General features: G+C 74.3%; 14 protein-coding genes. 8 read left to right on the plus strand and 6 right to left on the minus strand.

The features are described from left to right. Nucleotides 1-187: 187 nt before the first annotated feature. The 6 genes from ACH5A8_RS08295 to ACH5A8_RS08320 form a co-directional block, all read right to left on the minus strand. A complete protein-coding gene (locus ACH5A8_RS08295) occupies nt 188-1,738 on the minus strand; it encodes a hypothetical protein (RefSeq protein WP_398999273.1) in 1,551 nt (516 codons plus the stop codon). Next, on the minus strand, nt 1,735-7,812 hold the full coding sequence (locus tag ACH5A8_RS08300; protein WP_398999275.1) for a hypothetical protein: 6,078 nt from the start codon (nt 7,810-7,812) through the stop codon (nt 1,735-1,737). Before ACH5A8_RS08300 ends, ACH5A8_RS08295 begins: the two co-directional genes overlap by 4 nt. 464 nt (nt 7,813-8,276) lie before the next feature. Continuing rightward, nucleotides 8,277-8,684: a peptide-methionine (R)-S-oxide reductase MsrB gene (gene msrB / locus ACH5A8_RS08305; protein ID WP_398999277.1), complete on the minus strand. Its 408-nt coding sequence runs from the start codon at nt 8,682-8,684 to the stop codon at nt 8,277-8,279. Between the two features lie 14 nt (nt 8,685-8,698). After that, nucleotides 8,699-10,090: a UDP-N-acetylmuramate--L-alanine ligase gene (gene murC / locus ACH5A8_RS08310; protein ID WP_398999279.1), complete on the minus strand. Its 1,392-nt coding sequence runs from the start codon at nt 10,088-10,090 to the stop codon at nt 8,699-8,701. 74 nt (nt 10,091-10,164) lie between these two features. Then, on the minus strand, nt 10,165-10,638 hold the full coding sequence (locus tag ACH5A8_RS08315) for an indole-3-glycerol phosphate synthase (protein WP_398999282.1): 474 nt from the start codon (nt 10,636-10,638) through the stop codon (nt 10,165-10,167). A gap of 426 nt (nt 10,639-11,064) precedes the next feature. After that, the gene (locus tag ACH5A8_RS08320) at nt 11,065-11,892 is read right to left on the minus strand and encodes a pyrimidine reductase family protein (protein WP_398999284.1); all 828 of its coding nucleotides are present in this window, start codon (nt 11,890-11,892) and stop codon (nt 11,065-11,067) included. A gap of 37 nt (nt 11,893-11,929) precedes the next feature. Here ACH5A8_RS08320 and zapE point away from each other — a divergent pair, with 37 nt between their 5' ends. The 8 genes from zapE (at nt 11,930) to ACH5A8_RS08360 (ending at nt 20,214) form a co-directional block, all read left to right on the plus strand. Continuing rightward, nucleotides 11,930-13,036, plus strand: a complete 1,107-nt coding sequence (gene zapE / locus ACH5A8_RS08325) for a cell division protein ZapE (protein WP_398999286.1) — start codon at nt 11,930-11,932, stop codon at nt 13,034-13,036. A 264-nt stretch (nt 13,037-13,300) separates the two neighbouring features. Then, complete coding sequence (locus ACH5A8_RS08330; RefSeq protein ID WP_398999288.1) at nt 13,301-14,296, plus strand: SPFH domain-containing protein; 996 nt, start codon at nt 13,301-13,303, stop codon at nt 14,294-14,296. A 235-nt stretch (nt 14,297-14,531) separates the two neighbouring features. After that, the gene (locus ACH5A8_RS08335) at nt 14,532-15,413 is read left to right on the plus strand and encodes a polysaccharide deacetylase family protein (RefSeq protein WP_398999290.1); all 882 of its coding nucleotides are present in this window, start codon (nt 14,532-14,534) and stop codon (nt 15,411-15,413) included. A gap of 40 nt (nt 15,414-15,453) precedes the next feature. Next, nucleotides 15,454-15,678: a hypothetical protein gene (locus ACH5A8_RS08340; RefSeq protein WP_398999292.1), complete on the plus strand. Its 225-nt coding sequence runs from the start codon at nt 15,454-15,456 to the stop codon at nt 15,676-15,678. 256 nt (nt 15,679-15,934) lie between these two features. Continuing rightward, nucleotides 15,935-16,660 carry a peptidyl-tRNA hydrolase gene (locus tag ACH5A8_RS08345; RefSeq protein ID WP_398999294.1) on the plus strand — a complete coding sequence of 242 codons (726 nt, stop codon included), beginning with the start codon at nt 15,935-15,937 and terminating at the stop codon, nt 16,658-16,660. Between the two features lie 224 nt (nt 16,661-16,884). Then, nucleotides 16,885-18,306, plus strand: a complete 1,422-nt coding sequence (locus ACH5A8_RS08350; RefSeq protein WP_398999296.1) for a DUF692 domain-containing protein — start codon at nt 16,885-16,887, stop codon at nt 18,304-18,306. Nucleotides 18,307-18,512: 206 nt separating this feature from the next. Further along, complete coding sequence (locus ACH5A8_RS08355; protein WP_398999298.1) at nt 18,513-19,319, plus strand: DUF4142 domain-containing protein; 807 nt, start codon at nt 18,513-18,515, stop codon at nt 19,317-19,319. Between the two features lie 97 nt (nt 19,320-19,416). Further along, nucleotides 19,417-20,214: a TIGR04222 domain-containing membrane protein gene (locus ACH5A8_RS08360; RefSeq protein ID WP_398999300.1), complete on the plus strand. Its 798-nt coding sequence runs from the start codon at nt 19,417-19,419 to the stop codon at nt 20,212-20,214. Nucleotides 20,215-20,503: the final 289 nt, after the last annotated feature.

Here is a 20,503-nt window from a genome sequence, read left to right on the forward strand (position 1 = left end):
GCGGAGGTGCGGCATGAGTACCGGTGGTGTCGGCGACACCACCTGTGCCCCATATTGTCCCACTCCGGGAAGACGTCGCAAAGCGGTGCGGACCGGGCGGCCCCCGGGAAGCCCCCGCACAGCGGTGCGGGCCGGGACGGCCGCACCCCGTCCCGCACGCGCCCGGCTCAGCCCCCGAGGGGCGTGGTCAGCTCGCCGTCCAGTCCGTGATCAGGGCTTTCGTCAGGACCACGAGCGCGTCGTGGTCCAAGGGCGTCCGGTGGGACAGCCGATTACGGGCCTTGCGCATGATGTGCAGGCGCTGCCGCTGCCCGGTGGTCAGGTTGAGCATGTAGGAGGCGTGGTCCAGGCCGCCGATCTCCAGTTCCTCGAGGTCGGGAAGGGTGGCGCTCAGGGCCTTCTCGTGCGGGGGGCGGGCCTTCTCGCAGAAGTCCGCGAGGGTGAAGAACTGCGTGCGCAGCAGTCCCGGCACGAGGTGGATCAGGGCTGTACGGGCCTCCTCGATGAGAGGGAGCAGGACGCGGTTCTGGGCATGGCAGACGAGAACGCGCAGTTCCTGCGAGTCGGCGTCCAGGAGGGAGTGGCTGTGCAGGGGGCGGATGCGTCCGTCCCAGCTGTCGGCGGCGCCCCGGGCCCAGGCGTCGTGGATCTCGGCATCGGGGGCGGAGGCATGGGCGGTGGACATGCGCCGGTGCGGCACGGGCTCGGCGCCGTCCGTGGGGTGTGCGGGCAGCACGCGGCGCAGAGCGTCGCGGAGTGTGGTGAGGTCGCCTCCGTCCCAGGTGTCGCGGAGGGCGAGGGCGCGGTCGATGTCGGGGCCGCAGACCTCGGCGACGACGGCGTCGGTGACGCGGCGCAGGAGGTGGCCGGCGGCGTCGGCGGCGCCGGTGCGCGTCCGCCAGGCCATGAGGACCTCGGTGTCGAGGCGGGTCCAGACCCGCCACCACCAGTGGACGACGGCGCGGCCCTGGCTGCCGAGGGCGGCGCGGGGCAGGTCGTCGGCACGGGCGGTGAGGAGAAGGCGCGGCCTCGCGGGGCCGGGCAGACCGGCTTCGTGGAACGTGGCCTGGGCGACGCGCAGCAGCCGGGCGGCCTCTTCGGGAGAGCTCTCGTCCCAGCAGCGCACGACGACGAGGTGAGGTGTGTGACCGGCGGCTGCCCGCTCGGCGAGGGCTTCCACGGGGTCGCCCGTGACCCCGAGCTCCTTGGCCAGGCGCTCCTCCAGCGTCGTCGTCTCCTGGACAGCCGGAGCGACGCCCGCCCGGCCCGCGCCTGTGCCGCCGGGCACCACGAGACGGCCCAGGAGGCTGCTGTACGGGTCGTCGGGCAGGTCCGTGTCCCACCCGTCCTCCGTCTCCCACTCGTCCTCGGCGTCCGCCCAGGGCCGGTGCGGCTGGTCCGTCGCCGCTCGCTGAGCGGGAATGGACGCCGGCCCGGCGTCACGGGCGGCGGGGGAGGCGACGCCGGGGACGGGGACCACCGCGTCGAGGCGGTGGGCGAGTTCGCGCACGAAGAAATCGGCGCGGCCGGAGGCCACGACGGTGTCCGGGAAGTACCAGACGCAACTGCGGCCGGCCAGGAGATCCTCCTCGATCACGTCGAGGTGCCGACGTGGGCCGGGCAGCCGGGCGAGATCCGCGTCCTCGATCCGAGGGCCGGCCGTGGCGGCGGCCGTGGCGGCGGCCGGCTCCGGCGCGGGCGCCGCGGACTCCGCGGCGCCGACGCCCGTGGTGGTCACTGCGCGCTCTCGATCGTCTTCAGCGCCTGGAAGCTGACCGGGTCCAGACGGACTCCCTCGGGCCTGTTGGGGTCGAGGACCGCGAGACCGTCGAGCCGCTTGAGGAGCAGCTCGGCCTCCCGCAGGGCGTCCTCCTCGTCGCTCTGGTCGAAGAACGCCGCGGCGAGGTCGCCCGGAGTCATGGCGGCCTTGCCCTGCGCGTACTCCTCGTCGCTGTAGAACTGGGCCCAGGCCGACAGGCGGGAGACGTCGGGGGCGGTGAAACCCGCCGCCTCCAGATGGGCTGAGGCGGCCGCGGGGGTCTCCATGATCTCGCGCAGGCCCTCGAGCACCTCCTTCTGCCTCATGCCGGAGCGCACGTTGTGCATGGCGGTCTCCACCAGGCCGGGCCATCCTCCGGTGGCGTCGATGAGGCCGCGGCGTTCCTGCGGGGAGCCGAACGGCGACTCCGGCCAGGCGCGCAGGCTGTCGACGGTCCACCGCTGCGGGAGGACGAGGCCGGCGCCGGTCGTCTCGGCTTCCGCCGCGGCGTCCGGAGCGCAGAGGATCACGGCGTACCGGCGAGGCGCCCCGGGTGTCGTGTCCGTGTCGGACGCCGTGCCGCCGGTGTGCTTGACCAGCCGCCCGGCGGCCTCCCTGACCTGGTCGGCGGTCCGGCCGCGCAGGTCGACGTAGAGGAGCCGGGAGCCCTTGCGGCGCGAGTTGGCGGTGATCACGTCGGTGAGGTTGTCCTCGGGGCCGACGCTGACGACGTCGAGGCCGTAACCGTCGCCGTACAGGCGCAGCCCGCGTTCGACGTGGTCGTCGCCGAGGGCCCGCGTGCACGGCACCAGGGTGGTGCGGCCGACGGGGCCGCACATGTCGCCGAACTGGCCTTCGGTGAGCGGGCTCATCCGCTGGACGCCGCCCCGCGCGAAGCCGATGGAGCGGCGGGCGGCGCGGGGGTTGTAGTCGTGGGGCAGGTCGAACTCGGTGTCGTGCAGCTCGCTCTCGAGCTCGTTCTGGGTGCCCAGCATGTTCACCACGTTGGGGCTGCGCATGGCGTAGGCGCGTTCCTCGCCCGGGACCCGGATGAGCAGGCCCAGGCCCACCATCTCGTCCAGGAAGATGGTGAGCTGGCGCTCGCTGTTGAGGGGGAAGCCCTCCTCCCAGATGCCGTGGGCGGCCTCCAGCAGCTCGCTGGGCCGGGACGCGTGCGCGTAGCCGTGCTCGAGGCTGCGCAGGGCGACCAGGAGGGTGAGGACGCGGTAACGGTCCTCCAGGTTGATGGTGTAGCGCAGGCGTTCGGCGATGAGTTCGCGCACCCGCTCCAGATTCGCGACCGCCTGGACGTCGTCCCAGGTGATGGGGGCGTGGCGGCCGTCGGCGGGCATGGCGCGCTGCTGCATGTAGGCGACGAGGTGGTCGCAGAAGATCTGCACCAGGTTGGCCTGGTAGTTGGTGACGCCGAGGATGTGCCAGACCAGGTCGGGGGTCTCGAAGGTGAGGCCGACGGCGGCCAGGGGTTCCTCGACGAGTCCGACGGCGGCCTGCGGCTTGAGCGGGCCGACGAGGACGCCCGGCCCTCCGTGGGCGGTCACCACGTTGGTGAGGTGGTTGAAGCGCTGCACCTGGTGCAGACCGGCGAAGACGACCTTGAACGACCGGTTGGTGGTCTCCATCAGACGCTGGAGGCGCTTGACGGTGCGGAAGGTCGACTGGCCGCCGCCGGTGTAGACGGCCTTGGAGTCGGCGGTGAGGAAGGCGTCGGCCTCGTCGGCGAGCAGGAGGACACGGCGGCCGGGCTCGGCCTCGATCCACTGCCTGACCGCGTCGGCGATCACGTCCACGTCGGTGGTGCGGTCCGAGACGTTCGCTCCGATGACGCCGCGGCGCTTCAGCTCGGCCAGCAGCACCCGCCAGATCCCCTCCGGGGGTTCCGCGTGTCCGATGTCGGCCTTGAGGAGGTCGATGTAGACGGCGACGTGACGGTTCGGGTCGGCCTTCTGGAACACCTTGACCGCCTGCCGCAGGAGCGACGACTTGCCGAGCTGGCGACCGCCGAACAGGAAGATGGACCCGTCGGGGCTGAGGACCTCCTGCATCTCCTCGGCCCGCCCCTTGAACACCTCCGGCGGGACGAGCCCGGCGACGTGCGGGGTGTAGGGGGTGTAGCCCGTCCAGGGCAGGGTGACGCGCTGAGTCGCCCGGAACGACCGCGGGGCGCGGGCGGCGATCCAGCCGACGACGGCAGGGTCGACGACCAGGGCCTGCTGACCGCGGTTGCGTGAGGCGAGCGCGAGCTGACGGCGCCCCTCGATGCCGAGCGGCTGCAGGTAGAGGATCACGTTGGCGCCGATGGCCGACTCGGGCAGGTGGCGCAGCGGGCCCTCGCCGCGCAGTTCGTCCGCGATGACGACGACCTTGTACATGCGGCGTGCCTGCGAGCCGAGCGCGGCGACGTAACCCGGGGTGCTCTCGGTGATGTCGGCGCGCACGCCCAGCCGGGTGACGCCGTGCCGCGCCTCTTCGACGTTGGCCTCGTTCACGGTCAGGCCGAGCAGGCGCAGGGTGCTCTTGACCAGGCCGCGGATCTTCCGCTGGTCCCGCTCGCGGATCAGTCCTTCCCAGGAGTCCAGTCCGGCGACCGCGTTCTGCACCAGCGAGTCGTCGCCCGCGTAGTGCTGGGCCCACCAGCGGGCGCTGACGCCGTGCCGGGTGGGCTGCGGGGCCTTGGCATGCGCGACGCCCGCCAGGAACCGGGCCAGTTCCTCGCCGGCCGGTTCCGCCGGGGGCGGCAGGGCCACACCACGGCGAGCGAACGACAGCAGTTCCTCGGCGGCGACCGTCTTGCCGCCGTCCAGCAGCCGACGGACGCGCAGGTCGTCCGCCTCGGGCAGGGAGGCGGCGCCGAGCTGGCGGTAGAGCTTCTCGGTCTGCTGCTTCTCCAGGGCGCGCAGCTCGTCGCCGATCGCGGCGACGGCGCGGAAGCGCTCCCCGAGGCGGTCGCCGTGGTCGTCGCCCGCAAGGTCGAGGAGACGAGCGGTGAACTCGTGCTCCTCCTCCGGCTTCAGCAGGTTCTGCACCCGGATCTGGGCGAGAGCGAGCTGGACGCCTCGGTGTTCCTCGGCGCACCTGCGGCGCCAGGTGACGGCCGCGTCGGCGAGGCGCTGCCGCCATTCCGCGATCTGGGCCGCGGACAGGGCCGCGCCGACGACGCGGCCCCGCTCGAGCTGTTCGAGCAGACGGGCGGCGAGATGGAGGTCGCCCTCGTCCTGGTGACGTCGCAGCGCGACGGCGGGGTCGGCCGGGCCGAGCAGGCCCAGCAGCGCCGCGAGCGCGTCGGGGTGCCCGAGGTCGGGTTCGTCCTCCTCCGCCCGGACGCGCCAGTGCAGCTTGGGCAGGTGCAACAGGCCTGCGGCGGGCGGCCGGAACGCCGTGTCACGAGGCTCGGGGGTGTAGGAGCCGTCGAGCCAGCGCAGCAGAAGGGCGAGCAGGGCTCCGCCCACCCCGGCCAGCGGCTCGGCCTGGCGCGCGGCCGCGACCGCTCTCATCAGGTCCCGGCCGACGTCGCGGCCGCCCGACGGACGCGGTGACGAGGCGATGCGCAAGGCCGTCTTCAGCAGGTCCTGGACCGTCTTGATGTGAGCGCGCAGTTGTTCGCGGGCCGCCGAGTGGATGTCGTTCTTCGACTGCTTGGGCGTCCGCTTGGCCCGGTCCGTGGCGTCGATGATCCGGTCGGCGGCGTCGGAGCGCTTGTAGTGCTCCTCCATGTCCTTGACCAGTTCGTCGGCCTCCACCTGTCCCTCGGCCCAGCCCTGGACGAGTTCCAGGGTGTGCCCCAGCCGGCCGTCGGGTGCGGCGAGGGCCTGCAGGACGATCGTGCCGCGCTGGTACTTGATGGTGCGCAGCGGCAGGTCGAGCGCGAGCTGCCGCGCTCGGTCGCCGATCTCCTCACGCCGGTCCGTGACCGGGGCCGTCGTCGGCGCGCTCAGATCGCCCGGCTGGATCTCCGCCGACTGCCGCACCGCGTGCACCAGCTCGTCCAGTACCCGCGCCCACTCCTCGGACAGGCCCGGCAGCGAGGTGAAGTCGGTCAGGACGCTGTTCGCCCAACGCGCCGACAGACCGCTGCGGATGGCCGCAGTCAGCAGGACCAGGTGGGCGTCGTGGTCGTCGTCCCAGGAGCGTCCGTCGGCCGCTGCCTCGATGCGTTCCTCGGCCTCCACCTGGAGGGCGGAGGCCTGGGCGGGCGACGTGTGGAACGCGGCGTCCGCGAAGGCGAGCGCGAGGCTGCGGTGTTCGGGCGCGCCGGACGCGCGGGTCAGCCAGTACGACTCGGCCAGCCTGCCCTCGGCGACGAGGACCTCCACCGGGGAGGGGGCGCCGGACCACACGTCCGAGACGAGGGCGCCGGGTCCGGCGGTCCTGTCCGCCACCGGCTCTACGGGGCCGTCGACCGGGCCGCGCGGCGCCGGGACCACGCGTGCGGTGGCCGTCGCGGACGCGGTCCTCCCCGCCGGCGCGTCGGCGGAGGGTCGCGTGGGGCGCTCGGAGTGCTCGGACTCCTTGGACCCGAGCGGCGACGTCCCATGGTCGGACACCGGCTCGACGGCCCCGGTCGGCGCGGGGGCGCCACGGACGGGCGACGGCTCGACGGCCCCGGTCGACGCGGGGGCGCCACGGACGGGCGACGGCTCGACGGCCCCGGTCGACGCGGGGGCGCCACGGACGGGCGACGGCTCGACGGCCCCGGTCGACGCGGGGGCGCCACGGACGGGCGACGGCTCGACGGCCCGGTGCGCCTCCGGCGTCCGGCGTTCCCGCGGCTCCCCCGGCTTCGCCGTCGCGGCGGGCGCGGACGCCACCGGGGCCGTCGTCACGGGTTCCTCCGCCGGGACGGCCGAGTCCTGGGGCCGGGCATCGGCCGCGGACGGCTCAAGGGCTTCCGCGGGGGTGTCCGCCGTGTCCAAGGCGTCGGAGGAATCGGTCGGTCCTGGGTGGGGCTCCGGCTCGCCCTCGGACTCCGTCTCCGCCTCCCCTTCGCCGCAGGCGGTGCCCCGAGAGCCGGCGGGTGAGGCGGCGCCGTCGAGCGACGTGGCCCCACGGAGTTCCCCGAGGCGCCGCTCGAGGTGGGTCATCTGACCGCGGAGGTTCTCCCGCATGAACGCGCTGGAGGCCATCTCGTACATGGCACGGGCTTCCTCGAGCGCCTGCGTGTGCTCCGCGATCTCCCGCTCGGCCTCCCGCACGCGGTGCTCCGCCTCCCGTATCCGCTCGACGAGCGCCTCGGCCGCGGACCAGCTCTGGTCGTCGCCCCACGCCTCGCCCCCGCAGACGTCCGCCAAGGCGTCGCCCAGTGCCCGGCGTTCACGGATCCACGCGACCGTGTCGCGCGAGAGCTCCCGCTCGTCGGCCACCCGGCCCTCGCGGACGGCGGCGGCGACGGCGTCCAGCCGGTCGGCCAGCGCCGACGCGGCCTCCTTCAGCCGCGCGGTCTCCAGCTCGATTCCGTCGGCGTCCAGCTCCACCACGGTCCTGCTCCTGTGCTCTTCTCGTGAAACGACGGTCTCGGCCTCGATGCCGGCTTCCGCGCCGACCTCTCCGTCCGCCGTACGGCGGGCCGGAGCCATGCAGGACAGCCGCGCGTAGTCGGCGTCGGTGAACGGGGCGGCGTCACCGACCGCGGCGTCGAGGAGCCGCGCCTCGTGGTCCCGCGCGAGTCCGTGGGCGGGGGCCTCGGGGGAGAACGCGAGACCGTAGAGCACGAGCTGCGCCGGTTCCGGCGGCAGATCCCTCAGCATCCGGGTCAGCTGTTCGAGATCAGGATCGTCGAGCTGGTCCTCGTAGCCCAGTTCGCCCAGACGCGCCCGGGCGATCCCCGCCCCGCACGCGCAGAGCCTGACGAGCAGTCGGTCCGGAGCCCGGGTGATCCACAACCGCGCCCCGGAACGGCTGTGCCGCTTCGCGCTCGCCGGGCCCCCGCCGTACTGCAGGCAAACGGGGCCATGAACCCTCTCGACGTGCCGGAACAGCGTGAGCACCAGCTCGGGCCGCTCCTGCAGCCACTGCCGGAACGACGAAACCGGAAACACCGTCCACCCCCTTGTCGCGCGCACGGCGCGCCCACCCTCGTCCCCGCACCCTCCCGCGGACAGCGCCCCCGCGGGTCTCGCTGTGCGATGCCGCCCGGATCACGCCGGACACGGAGATTCGGTGAAGGACAGTCATATCAAACAGCCCCGGCCATCGTCCCGCCAGTCTCCCGGTGCGGTGCCGCCGCGTGCCGGGCCGCCCCGGACCGGCCCGGGACAGGACGGGTGCTCGCCGAGCCCGCGGCGGTCGCTTGTGGCGGTTCACGACCGGGTCGGCTACACCGCCGGCGGCGGGGAGCTCCACGACAGCGTTCCGAGGAGCCGGCTCAGGTGCTCCGCGACGGAGCATCGGGGCGCCCCCATGCGGAACGGCCCTGACCGGAGAGTTCCTCCGGTCAGGGCCGTGAAGACAGGCGTCCCGTCCACCGCTCCCGGCGAGGGGCGGAGCGGGGCGCCCCGGGCACTCAGTCCCCGGCGGGCGTCAGCCGCAGGGAGATGCTGTTGATGCAGTACCGCTGGTCGGTCGGGGTGGGGTAGCCCTCACCCTCGAACACGTGCCCGAGGTGGGAGCCGCAGCGGGCGCAGCGCACCTCGGTGCGCACCATCCCGTGCGAGCGGTCCTCGATCAGCTCCACGGCGTCGGTGTCCTTCGGGTCGAAGAAGGACGGCCAGCCGCAGTGCGACTCGAACTTGGTGTTGGAGGTGAACAGTTCCGCGCCGCAGGCCCGGCAGGAGTACACCCCCTCGGTCTTGGTGTCGGTGTACTCGCCCCGGAAGGCGGGCTCCGTGCCGGCCTGGCGGAGCACCGCGTACTCGGCCGGGGTCAGCTCCGCACGCCACTGCTCGTCCGGCTTCTCGACGTCGTACGACATGAGCCCTCAGCCCCTCAGTTCTCGGTCAGGCGGTCCAGGATGCGCGGTCCGAGGTCGGTGACGTCACCCGCGCCCATGGTGAGAACGAGATCACCGGCCTTCGCCATTCCCGCGACCACGTCGGGGACCTCCGCCTTGTCGTGGACGGCCGTGACGTCCGCGCCGGCGGCCTGCGCGGCCTCGATGATCAGCTCGCTGGTGACCCCGGGGATCGGGTCCTCGCGGGCCGGGTAGATGTCCAGGACCGCGGAGGCGTCGGCGAGGGTGAGCGCCTGGCCCATCTCCTTGCCCAGCTCCTGGGTGCGGGAGAACAGGTGCGGCTGGAAGACGACCAGGATCCGGGCGTCGCCCGCCGCCGAGCGCATCGCCTCCAGGTCGGCGGTCATCTCGGTCGGGTGGTGGGCGTAGGAGTCGATGACCTGGACGCCGGCGGCCTCGCCCTTGAGCTGGAGCCGCCGCTTGACGCCGGTGTAGGCGGCCAGGGCGGGGGCCAGCTCGGCGGCCGGGATGCCGAGGGCCACGCCGGCGGCCAGCGCGGCGACCGCGTTGTGCGCGTAGTGGCGGCCGGGCACGGAGACCGCGAAGGTCAGCTCGGCGCCGTCCAGCAGGACGGTGACCTCGCTCTTGAGGCCCTGCGGCACGACGGACAGGATCCGCACGTCGGCGTCGGCGGCCTCGCCGTACGTCACCGTGCGCACCGAGCCGGCCAGCCGCCGGGTCAGCTCGCGGGCGCCCTCGTGGTCGGCGGCGACGACCAGCGTGCCGCCGGGGACGATCTTGCCGGCGAACGTCTCGAAGGACTCGTAGATCTCGTCCATCGAGGCGTAGTTGGCGTGGTGGTCGAGCTCGACGTTGAGGACGATGGCGACCTCGGGGGCGTACTTGTGGAAGCTGCGGTCCGATTCGTCCGCCTCGGCGACGAAGATGTCGCCCGTGCCGTGCAGCGCGTTGGAGCCGGGGGCGTCCAGGTCGCCGCCGATGGCGTACGACGGGCTCAGGCCCAGCTCGGTGAGGGAGACGGCCAGCATCGAGGTGGTGGTCGTCTTGCCGTGGGTGCCGGCCACCGCGATCGGGCGCAGGCCCTCCATCAGCGCGGCCAGCGCGTCGGAACGGTGCACGACCGGGACGCCCAGCTCGGCCGCGCGGACCAGCTCGGGGTTGTCCTCGCGGATCGCGGAGGAGACGACGACGCAGCCGGCGTCGTCCGCGAGGTGCTCGGCCGCGTGCCCGATGTGCACGGTGACGCCCAGGGCGCGCAGCGCCTCGGCGGTCGCGGAGTCCTTGGCGTCGCTGCCCGCCACCCGTGCGCCGCGCTGGGCGAGGATCTTGGCGATCCCCGACATCCCGGCGCCGCCGATGCCGATGAAGTGCGGTCGGTCCATGGCGGTAGGAAGGCCGGGTGCCATGCGCTTATCTCCCCAGGTGGTGCGGCTGCGGTACGACGGTGCGCGCACCGCCAGCGCGGGGGCGCCGCCCCAGCCTATGCCTTGCTGTGCGAGAACAGCTTCAGGACCGGTACGCCGACCTGGTGGCGGGCGCGCGAGGCCCAGTCGCGGTGGAAGAACTCCTCCACGTAGTGCGGGTCGGTCAGGACGATCACCTCGTCGGCGCCGACCTCGGCGACCAGGGCCTTCAGGGCGTCCAGCGGATGGTCCTCGACGAGTCTGCCCGCGGCCTCGCCGCCCGCCGCGCGCAGGGCCCGCAGGGACACGTCCAGGGCCTGCTCGCCCTGCCCCTTGGCCTCCTCCCCCTCCGGGGTCTCTCCCTCGCGGGCCGCCTCGTCGATCTCGCCGAGCGCGATGTCGTCGATGGCCCTCAGCAGCCGGTCCGCCTGGTCGCCGCGCGGCTGGAGCAGGACGTGGAAGAACACCTTCTCCTCCCCGTGCAGGGTGGTGACGAACTCCACGTCGGCGGATGTCAGGGCCTTCTCGATCATCAGTACGCTTGTGAACACCCGGGCGCCCTTTCTCCTCCGAGGGCCCTCACGCCCTCTCACTGCCTCCGTGGGCCGGAACCAGCCCCCGCAGAAACCATCCTGCCCCGTGATCGCACGGGTATCGCGGGAATTGGTGCACCCGTCACGAAGTAAGCGGAATGAACTATTCCGGTGGCTTCCGTCGACGTCGGTGGACTGTCGCCGGCTTCCCGGGGCCGCTGCCGCCGGGACACGGCCGGAGGGGCGGCGCGTACCCGCGGCGGTTCAGGACTCGGCCCGCGTCCGCTGCCCGCACCCGGCGCGGGGCTCGGCCCGCACCCGCACCCGCACCCGTCCCAGGACACGGCGCGTACCGCCCCCGCCTCCGGACGAGGCGCGTCACCGCGCCCGGCACACCTGCGCGCCCGCGCGGGCCCCGCCCCGATCCCGCGCCCGCGCGCCGCGTCAGGCCCGCCGGTAGCTGCTGAACAGGAAGCCGTCCTGTTCCAGCAGCGAGGAGAGGGTGAAGCGGTGCGGGACGGTGACCGGGGGGCCGCCCGCGATGCGCTGGGCGTCGCCCGCGGTGAGCATGGGCGAGACGGTCAGGCACAGCTCGTCGAGGACCTCCGAGGCCACCAGCTGGCCGAGCAGCCGGGGACCGCCCTCGGTGAGCAGGCGGGTGTGGCCCAGTCCGGCCAGGGCCCGCACCGCGCGCGGGGGGTCGATGCCGACGCCGTCGCCGGCCGTCACCACCCGGGCGCCCGCCCGCTCGGCCGCCGCGATCCGGTCCGGGTTCGCGGCGGCGCCGGTCAGGATCAGCGTGGGCACCAGCGGGGAGGTGAACAGCGGCAGCGAGAAGTCCAGCTCCAGACCGGCGGAGACGATCGCGATCGCCGGGGCCGGCCCCTGCCCGGCCGCCTCGCGCAGCGCCGCGAACTCCTCGCGCGCGCGGGCCGGCCGGTACCCCTCCTGCCGTACGGTCTCGGCGCCGACCACCACGACGTCGGCCAGGGCCCGCAGCGTGCCGAAGATCCGCATGTCGGCGGCGCTGGAGATGGGCTGCGAGCGGCCCTCGTGCTGGGCGGCGCCGTCCAGCGTGGACACCATGTTGGCCCGCAGCCACGGTCGGCGGCCCTGCGGCCCCGGCTCGGGATAGGCGTAGGCGGCGGCCAGCTCGGTCAGCGACCACTCCCGGTCCGCGAGGGCGCGCGAGGCGCCGGCGCCGCCGGCCGCGGCGGCCCGGCCGGAGTCGTGGTCTGCTGTTTCGTCGGTCACAGGGAACAGGCGTCGCATGCCGTGCAGTGTTCCACGCCGCTTACCATGGGGAACCGTGTCGTCCTCCACAGCAGCCGCCGGGACCAGCCCCGCGACCGAAGCCGCCCCGCTCTCCCTGTGCGCCCGCGAGCCGCACGTACCGGCGGACCGGCTGGTCGCCGAGATGGTGCCGCCGCCGCGTTTCGACGCGGTGCGCTTCGCGACGTACATACCCGACCCGAACCAGCCCAGCCAGACCGAGGCCGTGCGGGTCCTGGAGGGCTTCGCCGCCGGGCTCGACGGGTCGCCCGCCGGCGGCGGGGCCAAGCGCGGTCTGTTCGGCTTCCGCCGGAGCAAGGCCCCCAAGGCCCCGGCCGGTCCCCGCGGCGTCTACCTCGACGGCGGCTACGGCGTCGGCAAGACCCACCTGCTGGCCTCTCTGTGGCACGCCACCCCGGCCGAGCCCGCCCGCAAGGCGTTCGGCACCTTCGTGGAGCTGACCAACCTCGTCGGCGCCCTGGGCTTCCAGAAGACGGTGGAGACCCTGTCCGGCCACCGGCTGCTGTGCATCGACGAGTTCGAGCTGGACGACCCCGGCGACACGGTGCTCGTGTCCACCCTGCTGGGCCGCCTGGTCGACGCGGGCGTGGCGCTGGCCGCGACCTCCAACACGCTGCCGGGCAAGCTCGGCGAGGGCCGGTTCGCGGCGGCCGACTTCCTGCGCGAGATCCAGGGACTGTCCGCGCACTTCCGCGCGCTGCGCATCGACGGCGAGGACTACCGCCACCGCGGGCTGCCGAAGGCGCCGGCCCCGTTCACCGACGAGCAGGTGACCCGGGCGGCGCACGCCACCGCGAACGCCTCGCTGGACGACTTCCCGCGGCTCCTGGACCACCTGGCCAAGGTGCACCCCAGCCGCTACGGCGCGCTGACCGACGGCGTCGGGGCGGTGTGCCTCACGGACGTGCGGCCGGTGCCGGACCAGTCGACCGCGCTGCGGCTGGTCGTGCTCGCCGACCGGCTCTACGACCGCGAGGTGCCCGTCCTCGCCTCCGGGGTGCCCTTCGACCAGCTGTTCAGCGAGGAGATGCTGAAGGGCGGCTACCGCAAGAAGTACTTCCGCGCGATATCCCGGCTCACCGCACTCGCCCGGGACGCCGAGGGACTCGTCCAGGACGCCTGACTCCCGGCCGCCACCCGGCGCCCCTCCTCGACTCCCGCGCGAACCCGCGTCCCACCTCGCATCCCGGCCGCGAACCCGCGTCCCACCTCGACTCCCGCCCGCCCCGGTCCGAACCCGGCTCCCCCGCCCCGCCCCGGTCCGAAGGCCCCGCCGCGGTCGCCTCACGGGTACTCGTCCGCGGGCTCGACCGGTTCGTCGGGCCGGGCCTATCGTTGAAGCAGGCGCCGCTCGGGCGCACCGGCGACTGGTCGAGGAGTCGTCACCATGATCGAGGACGTAGTGACCGTCGTGGTCGCCGCGGGCTGCGCGGGGGTCGTGTACCTGGCGGCGGCGGCAAGGGTCGTCAAGCAGTACGAGCGCGGCGTGGTGCTGCGGCTCGGCCGGTTCGCCGGGGCCGTGCGCCCGCCCGGCTTCACGATGATCGTGCCGTTCGTGGACCGGCTCTACAAGGTGAACATGCAGATCGTCACGCTCCCGATCCCGGCCCAGGAGGGCATCACCCGGGACAACGTGACCGTACGGGTGGACGCGGTCGTCTACTTCAAGGTGGTCGACGCGGCCAACGCCGTCATCCAGGTCGAGGACTACCGCTTCGCCGTGTCCCAGATGGCGCAGACCTCCCTCCGTTCGATCATCGGCAAGAGCGACCTGGACGACCTGCTGTCCAACCGGGAGAAGCTCAACCAGGGGCTCGAACTCATGATCGACAGCCCGGCCATCGGGTGGGGCGTGCAGATCGACCGCGTGGAGATCAAGGACGTCTCCCTGCCGGACACGATGAAGCGCTCCATGGCCCGGCAGGCCGAGGCCGACCGGGAGCGGCGGGCCCGGATCATCAACGCGGACGCCGAGCTCCAGGCCTCCAGGAAGCTCGCCGAGGCAGCCCAGCAGATGGCGGACACGCCCGCCGCGCTGCAACTGCGGCTGCTGCAGACGGTGACGGCCGTGGCCACCGAGAAGAACTCCACGCTGGTGCTCCCCTTCCCGGTCGAGCTGCTGCGTTTCCTGGAGAAGGCGCAGCCCGCGGCGCCCGCCTCGCCGCCGAGTCCGCTCGGCAACGGCGCCGGGCCCTCCGGCACGGCGCCCACACCCCCGCCGCCCCTGTCCGCGTCCGTCACCCCCGTCAGGGCCGCCGCCGACGCGGCCCTCGAACCGGAGCCGGTCCCCGACCGGGGGGCGACGGGCGCCGGGGAGCCGACGAACGGCGAAGGACCGACGGCCGGCCCGGATCCGGTTCCCGCCTCGGAGCTGGAGCAGTAGCGCTCCGGGCCGTGCCGGTCGGGGCCGCGCCGGCCGGACCGGCACGGCCCTGACGGCTGTGGGCGGCGCACCGGAGCCTTTCCGGCGCGCCGGGTGAACCAAGAGCCTTCAGGGGGACGGGGTCTTCAGGGGCGGGGTCTTCAGGGGGCGGGGTCCCTCAGGTGAGGCGGCCGGGTGGGTGACCGGGCGGCCATGTCGCCGTTCATATGACTGGCACCCGTCCTAGATTCATCTGGTGATCTCACTTGTACGACGAATCACCGCGACCTGCGCCCTGAGCGCCGTCCTCGCCGCCTTCGCCGCCTGCGGCACCACCACCACGCAGGCACCGCGCCCCGGGCACCCGGCCCCCACCAAGTCCGGACCCGCCACCGCCAAGCCCTCCGCCACGGCCCCCACCGAGCCGCCGACCCTCACCCGCGGCCCCGGCGGTCTGACCCCCGTCTTCACCAACGGCCCGCGGGACAAGGGGAAGACGGTCGCGTTCACCTTCGACGCCGACATGACCGCCGACGAGGGACGGCGCGCCGCCGCGGGCGAGCACTTCGACAACCCGGGACTCATCGCCGCCCTGCGCTCGCTCAAGGTGCCGGCCACGGTCTTCATGACCGGCAAGTGGGCCGAGACCTACCCGGCCGAGGCCCGCGCCATCGGCTCCGACCCCCTGTTCGAACTCGCCAACCACACCTACAGCCACTACGCGTTCACCGACGACTGCTACGGCCTGCCGACGATCTCCGAGGACGGGATCCGCTCGGACGTCGACCGCGCGTACACCGCGTTCCGCAAGGCGGGCGTCCCGCACGCGATGCCGTACCTCCGCTTCCCCGGCGGCTGCTACGACAAGGACGTGCTGCGCACCCTCGGCCCTCTCGGGGTCACCGCCGTGCAGTGGGACGTGGTCAGCGGCGACGCCTTCGCCACGGACGCGGACGCCGTGGCCCGGCAGGTGCTCGACGGGGTCAGGCCCGGCTCGGTCGTGGTCATGCACTGCACGCGCAGCGCCGCGCCCACGACCGAGCACGTCGTGCGCACGGTCGTGCCGCGGCTGCGCGCCAAGGGCTACCGCTTCGTGAAGGTGTCCGAGCTGATCGGTGCGGCGAACGGCCGTTCGTGACCGTCTCCGGCGGGCCGCCCGTCCGTCCTACGCTGGAGTCATGAGCGAGGACGACAAGGACCGCGCCGCGGACGGCCGGGACGGCGACGGCGACGGCGACTACTGCCTGATCGACACGGCCAGGCCGCCCAGGGCCGACGGGCCGCCGTACGCGGAGTGCGTGCTGTGCCGCGAGCCCACGGAATACCCGCAGTCGTACAAGGGGATCACGCTCTGCCCCGTCTGCGAGTGGCAGGAGGCGCAGCGCACCGCCTGCTCCGGCTGAGCCGGCCGTTCCGGGTCCCACGGCCGGTCAGGTCTCACGGCCGGTCCGGTCTCACGGCCGGTCCGGTCTCACGGCCTGACCGCGCGGACGCACCGTGCGGCCGTGCGGCCCGTACACGGCCGTCGTGCGGACGTGTACGGGCCACGCGGCCGCAGCTGTCGTCGGGCACGTACGCACCGCACGTGGTCGTCGTACGGGCCGCCCGCCGCCCGGGACGGCCGTGGGCGCCGATCACCCGGCTGGCAGACTGGAGGGCGTGAGCACCGACGAGACCACCGCCATCGCCCCCGAGAACAGCCCCGTCCGGCTCGAGCCGAGCGCGCGCGACCAGGCGCCCCAGTACGTGCTGCCGCTGGTCGTACGGATCGAGCGGGCCGCTCCCCCGGCCCGTACCGACGCACTGGAGACGGCGGCCCGCGCGGTGCTGGTGCTGCTCGACGACGAGCGGTCCGCCGGCGAGGGCGAGTGGGCGCGTGCGGTGCGCGACTGGCAGGACGCCCGGATCCGCAAGGTGGTGCGCCGGGCGCGCGGCGCGGAGTGGCGGCGCGCCGAGGCGCTGGACGGCGTCACGGTCACCGGGAAGGGCGCCGAGGTACGGGTCTTCCCGCCCGTCCCGCTGGACGGCTGGCCCAAGGACCTCGCGAAGCTCCAGGTCTCCGGTACCGACCTCGACGACCCGGAACCGCCCGCCGACCCCGAGCCGGGCGTCCCCGTGCTGTGGCTCAACCCCGGTCTGGAGATGTCCGCCGGCAAGGCCATGGCCCAGGCGGGTCACGGCGCCCAGCTGGCCTGGTGGGAGCTGACCGGGGACCAGCGGGCCGCCTGGCGCGAGGCCGGTCTCCCCCTCGCGGTCCGCACCGCCGCCCCCGGCCAGTGGCGCGACCTCGTCGCGAGCGGCCTGCCGCTGGTCCGCGACGCGGGCTTCACGGAGATCGCCCCGGGATCGTGCACGGTGGTCGCCGACCACCCGGCACTGCGCTAGCGGACCCCGGCCCGGCGGCGGCGCACGGCGGCGGCGCACGGCGACAGCGACAGCGACAGCGACAGCGCGTAGAACCTCAAATGTTGCTCTGAAGGGGCGGGCCGCGGGGTTCGCGGGCCCCCGCCGGGGCCATACCCCCCTCACGCGCGGCCGGGCGCGCCGTTCGCGCGGGACGACGCCCGGCACCGGGGGCGCGGCGGGGGACGAAGGGGGGACGAGGGACGATGGAGCGGCTGGGGACGGGGATCGGCTGGCGGCCGGAGATCGCGGACGCCGTGGAGCGGATGCCGGGTGTCGACTGGGTCGAGGTCGTGTCCGAGAACGTGTGCCCCGACCATCCGCCGGAGTCGCTGCTGCGGCTGCGGGCGCGCGGGGTGACCGTCGTGCCGCACGGCGTCTCGCTCGGCCTCGGCGGAGCGGAACGGCCCGACGAGGGCCGGCTGACCGCGCTGGCCGAGCGGGCGCGGGCGCTGGGCTCGCCGCTGGTGACGGAGCACATCGCGTTCGTGCGGGCGGGCGGTGCGCTGACCGCCTCGCCACAACTGGAGGCGGGGCACCTGCTGCCCGTGCCGCGCACCCGGGACGCCCTCGACGTGCTGTGCGAGAACGTCCGCGTCGCTCAGGAAGCGCTGCCCGTGCCGCTGGCCGTGGAGAACATCGCTGCGCTGCTGTCGTGGCCGGGCGAGGAGATGACCGAGGGGCAGTTCCTGTACGAACTGGCCGACCGCACCGGCGTCCGGCTGCTCATCGACGTGGCCAACCTCCACACGAACCACGTCAACCAGGGCGAGGACCCGGCCGGGGCGCTGGCCGACCTCCCCCTCGAAGCCATCGCGTACGTCCACGTGGCGGGCGGTTTCGAACGGGACGGCGTGTGGCACGACAGCCACGCCCACCCGGTGCCGGAGCCGGTCCTCGCCGTCCTGACCGACCTCGCCTCCCGCGTCACACCGCCCGGGGTGCTGCTGGAGCGCGACGAGAACTTCCCCGAACCGGCCGAGCTGGAGCGGGAGCTGCGCGCCATCGGCAAGGCGGTGGAGACGGGCCGTGCGACACCGGTGGCGCGTACGGCCTCGGTGGCCCTCACGACACCGGCGCCGCGTCCGACCGCCGTACCCCGCTCGGACCTCACGCCCCGCACAGACAGGCTCCACACGGACACGTCCCCCACGGACACGCCCCGCCCTCCGGAGGAGGCGGGGATCGGGGAAGGGGTCGCCGCCGGGATCCAGCCCGCGCGGCAGCGGCTCGCACTGGCGCAGACCGCGCTGCTGTCGGCGCTGGTGGCGGGGACACCCGCGCCGGAGGGGTTCGACCGGGTGCGTCTGGGGGTGCAGGCGCGGGCGCTGGCGTCGAAGCGGGCGGACGTCGTGGCCAAGGTGGCGCCGGAACTGCCGGTGATCCTGGGCCCGGGATACCGGGCCGCCTTCCTGGCCTACGCGCAGGGGCATCCGATGGGCGGCGGCTACCGGCGGGACGCGATGGAGTTCGTGGCGTCCCTGCTGCCGACCGGGCGGCCCGAGGTCGCGCGTGCCCGGCGCGCGCTGCGCGAGTGGTGGCTGGAGCGGTCCGGCCCCGCGCCGAGGTCCCGCCGGCCGGCGGTCCGGGCGGCCAGGGCGGCGCGGCGCGTCCTGCTGCGGCGCTGACACCGGCGTACCGCCCGCGAGACCGTGGCCGCACGGCGCTGACACCGCGTACCGCCCCACCGGTGGCCACAGCCGCACGGCACCGCCCGGTGTGCCCGACGCAACACCCGGCGGACTCCGAGCCCGCCGCGCGCCCGAAGTAATATGCCAACCCCTTCACTCACCCCGAAGCGCACTGACGTGCGGTGCCGCGACAGGAGGCACCCATGCGACCGCGACCCCCCGTCAAGGGCAGAGGCGTCCTCAGCGGCACCGGGATCATCGTCACGGTGCTGGCCGGCACCGTCGTGGCCCTGCTCGTCCCGCTCTGGTCGTACGCCGACCGGCCCGCGGCCCCGGCCGAGCCGCTGAGCGCCCGGACCGTGGCGACGCGGTACGGGCCGTTGTCCGAGCCGGACCGCGACCTCGTCACCCAGATCCGGCTCGCCGGGCTGTGGGAGGCCTCCGCCGGACAGGAGGCCGAGGAGAGGGGGACCACCGACGCGGTGCGGACGGCCGGCCGCCGTCTCGTGGACGGGCACACCTTCTGCGACGCGCGGGTGCGCGACGTGGCCGCGCGGCTCGGGCTGCCGCTGCCCAACGAGCCCACCGCACAGCAGAGGCAGTGGCTCGCCACCCTCGACGAGGCCCGGGGCGAGGAGTACGACCGCGTGTTCGCCAACGTCCTGCGGCTCGCGCGCGGCCGGCTCCTCGAACTCGTCGCCCAGGTGCGCGCGAGCACGCAGAACTCGCTGGTGCGCGCCCTCGCCGACGACGCCGGCACGACGGTGCTGGACGACATCAAGGCCCTGGAGGCCACCGGGTACGTCGACTACGCCGCGCTCGCCCGCGACCTGGCCGCGACGGCCGACCCCACGGACACCGTCCCGCCCGCGGCGACCGCCGTCCCGAGCCCGGTCGGCGCCGGCGAGGTGGTGCCCGTCACGCCGTCCGGAGCACCGGCGTCGCCGACGTACCCGCTGCCGCCGGCCGCCTCCAGCCCGCCTCCGCAGTCACCGGTGCCTACTTCCTGACCTGGCGAAACAAACGGAAAGTCACATACCGGCCACAGCTGGTCCGGAATGTGAACAGGGCATGGAGTTTCCCAGGCCGTCGGCATAGAAATCTGTCATGTTCTGGGTCCTTCTCCTGCTGCCGGCCTGGGCGGTCGCCGGCGTGGCGTGCACACGGCTGTGCCTGGCCGCCGTGCGCGCGGCCGCCTGGGAGTCCGCCGAGGCGACCGCGGGACGCGCGCGCGACCTGACGCTGTACGAGGCCGCGTTCCTGTCCGGCGGGCCGGCCCGGGTCGCCGACGTCGCCCTCCTCTCCATGGCGCGCCAGCGCCGGCTGCTGCTCGCGCACACCGGCTGGGCCACGGTCGTCGATCCGCGCGCCCGGGACGAGCTGGAGCGGTCGGTCATCGGGGCGATCGGCCCTCAGGGGCAGTCCCGGATAGCGCCGGCACGGGCCGCCATCGCCGCCGGCGACCCGGTGCGCGGCCTCGGTGACCGCCTGGTCAGCGCGGGTCTGGCCGTGCCGGAGGGATCGGCGGCCGACGTCGCCGCCGCGGTCCGCCAGGTGCGGGCCGCCGCACTGACCGTCCTCGCCCTGGGCGCGACCGCGCTGCTCATGCCCGGCCCGACCGGGATGCCGCGCTCCCTGGTCTCCCTCTGGTTCGCGCTGCCCCTCGCCCTCGCCCTCAGCTGCCTGGCCATAGCCCGCGTCGAGATCCACCCCTACTCCCGCTGGGCGTCCCCGGCCGGGCAGCGGCTGCTGGGCACGGTGGCCCGGAGCGCGGACGGCGCCCGGGACGGCGTGGCGGACGAGCGTTCGTATCTGGCGTCCGTGGCCGTACGGGGCATCCGCGCGATCGGCGAACCGGAGCTGCGCGCGGCCCTCACCCACCGCGACCAGCCCTGGCGGGAGTGACCGGCGCGCCCTGTGCTTCCGGCACCTCGCTTCCTGTGCTTCCGGCGCCTCGCCCCCTGTGCTTCCGGCACTTCCGGCCGCGCCGGGAGCGGACGTCACCGCCGTCGTGAGGGGCGCGTCCGCCGAGGGGGCGCGAAGGCGCTGCGGGCCGGAGCGCGCGCCCGCACGGGGCGCGTAGGGCGCACTGGCGCCGACACAGGTGCCTGGTGCTTGCCTTCCCCGACGGGCCCACGAAACATCCCCTTTGTTGCCGCCGTGCGCCGAACGGTCGCCGCCGTGCAGCGAAGCC

It is taken from the genome of Streptomyces sp. NPDC018610 (assembly GCF_044391765.1).
Taxonomy (GTDB): Bacteria; Actinomycetota; Actinomycetes; order Streptomycetales; family Streptomycetaceae; genus Streptomyces.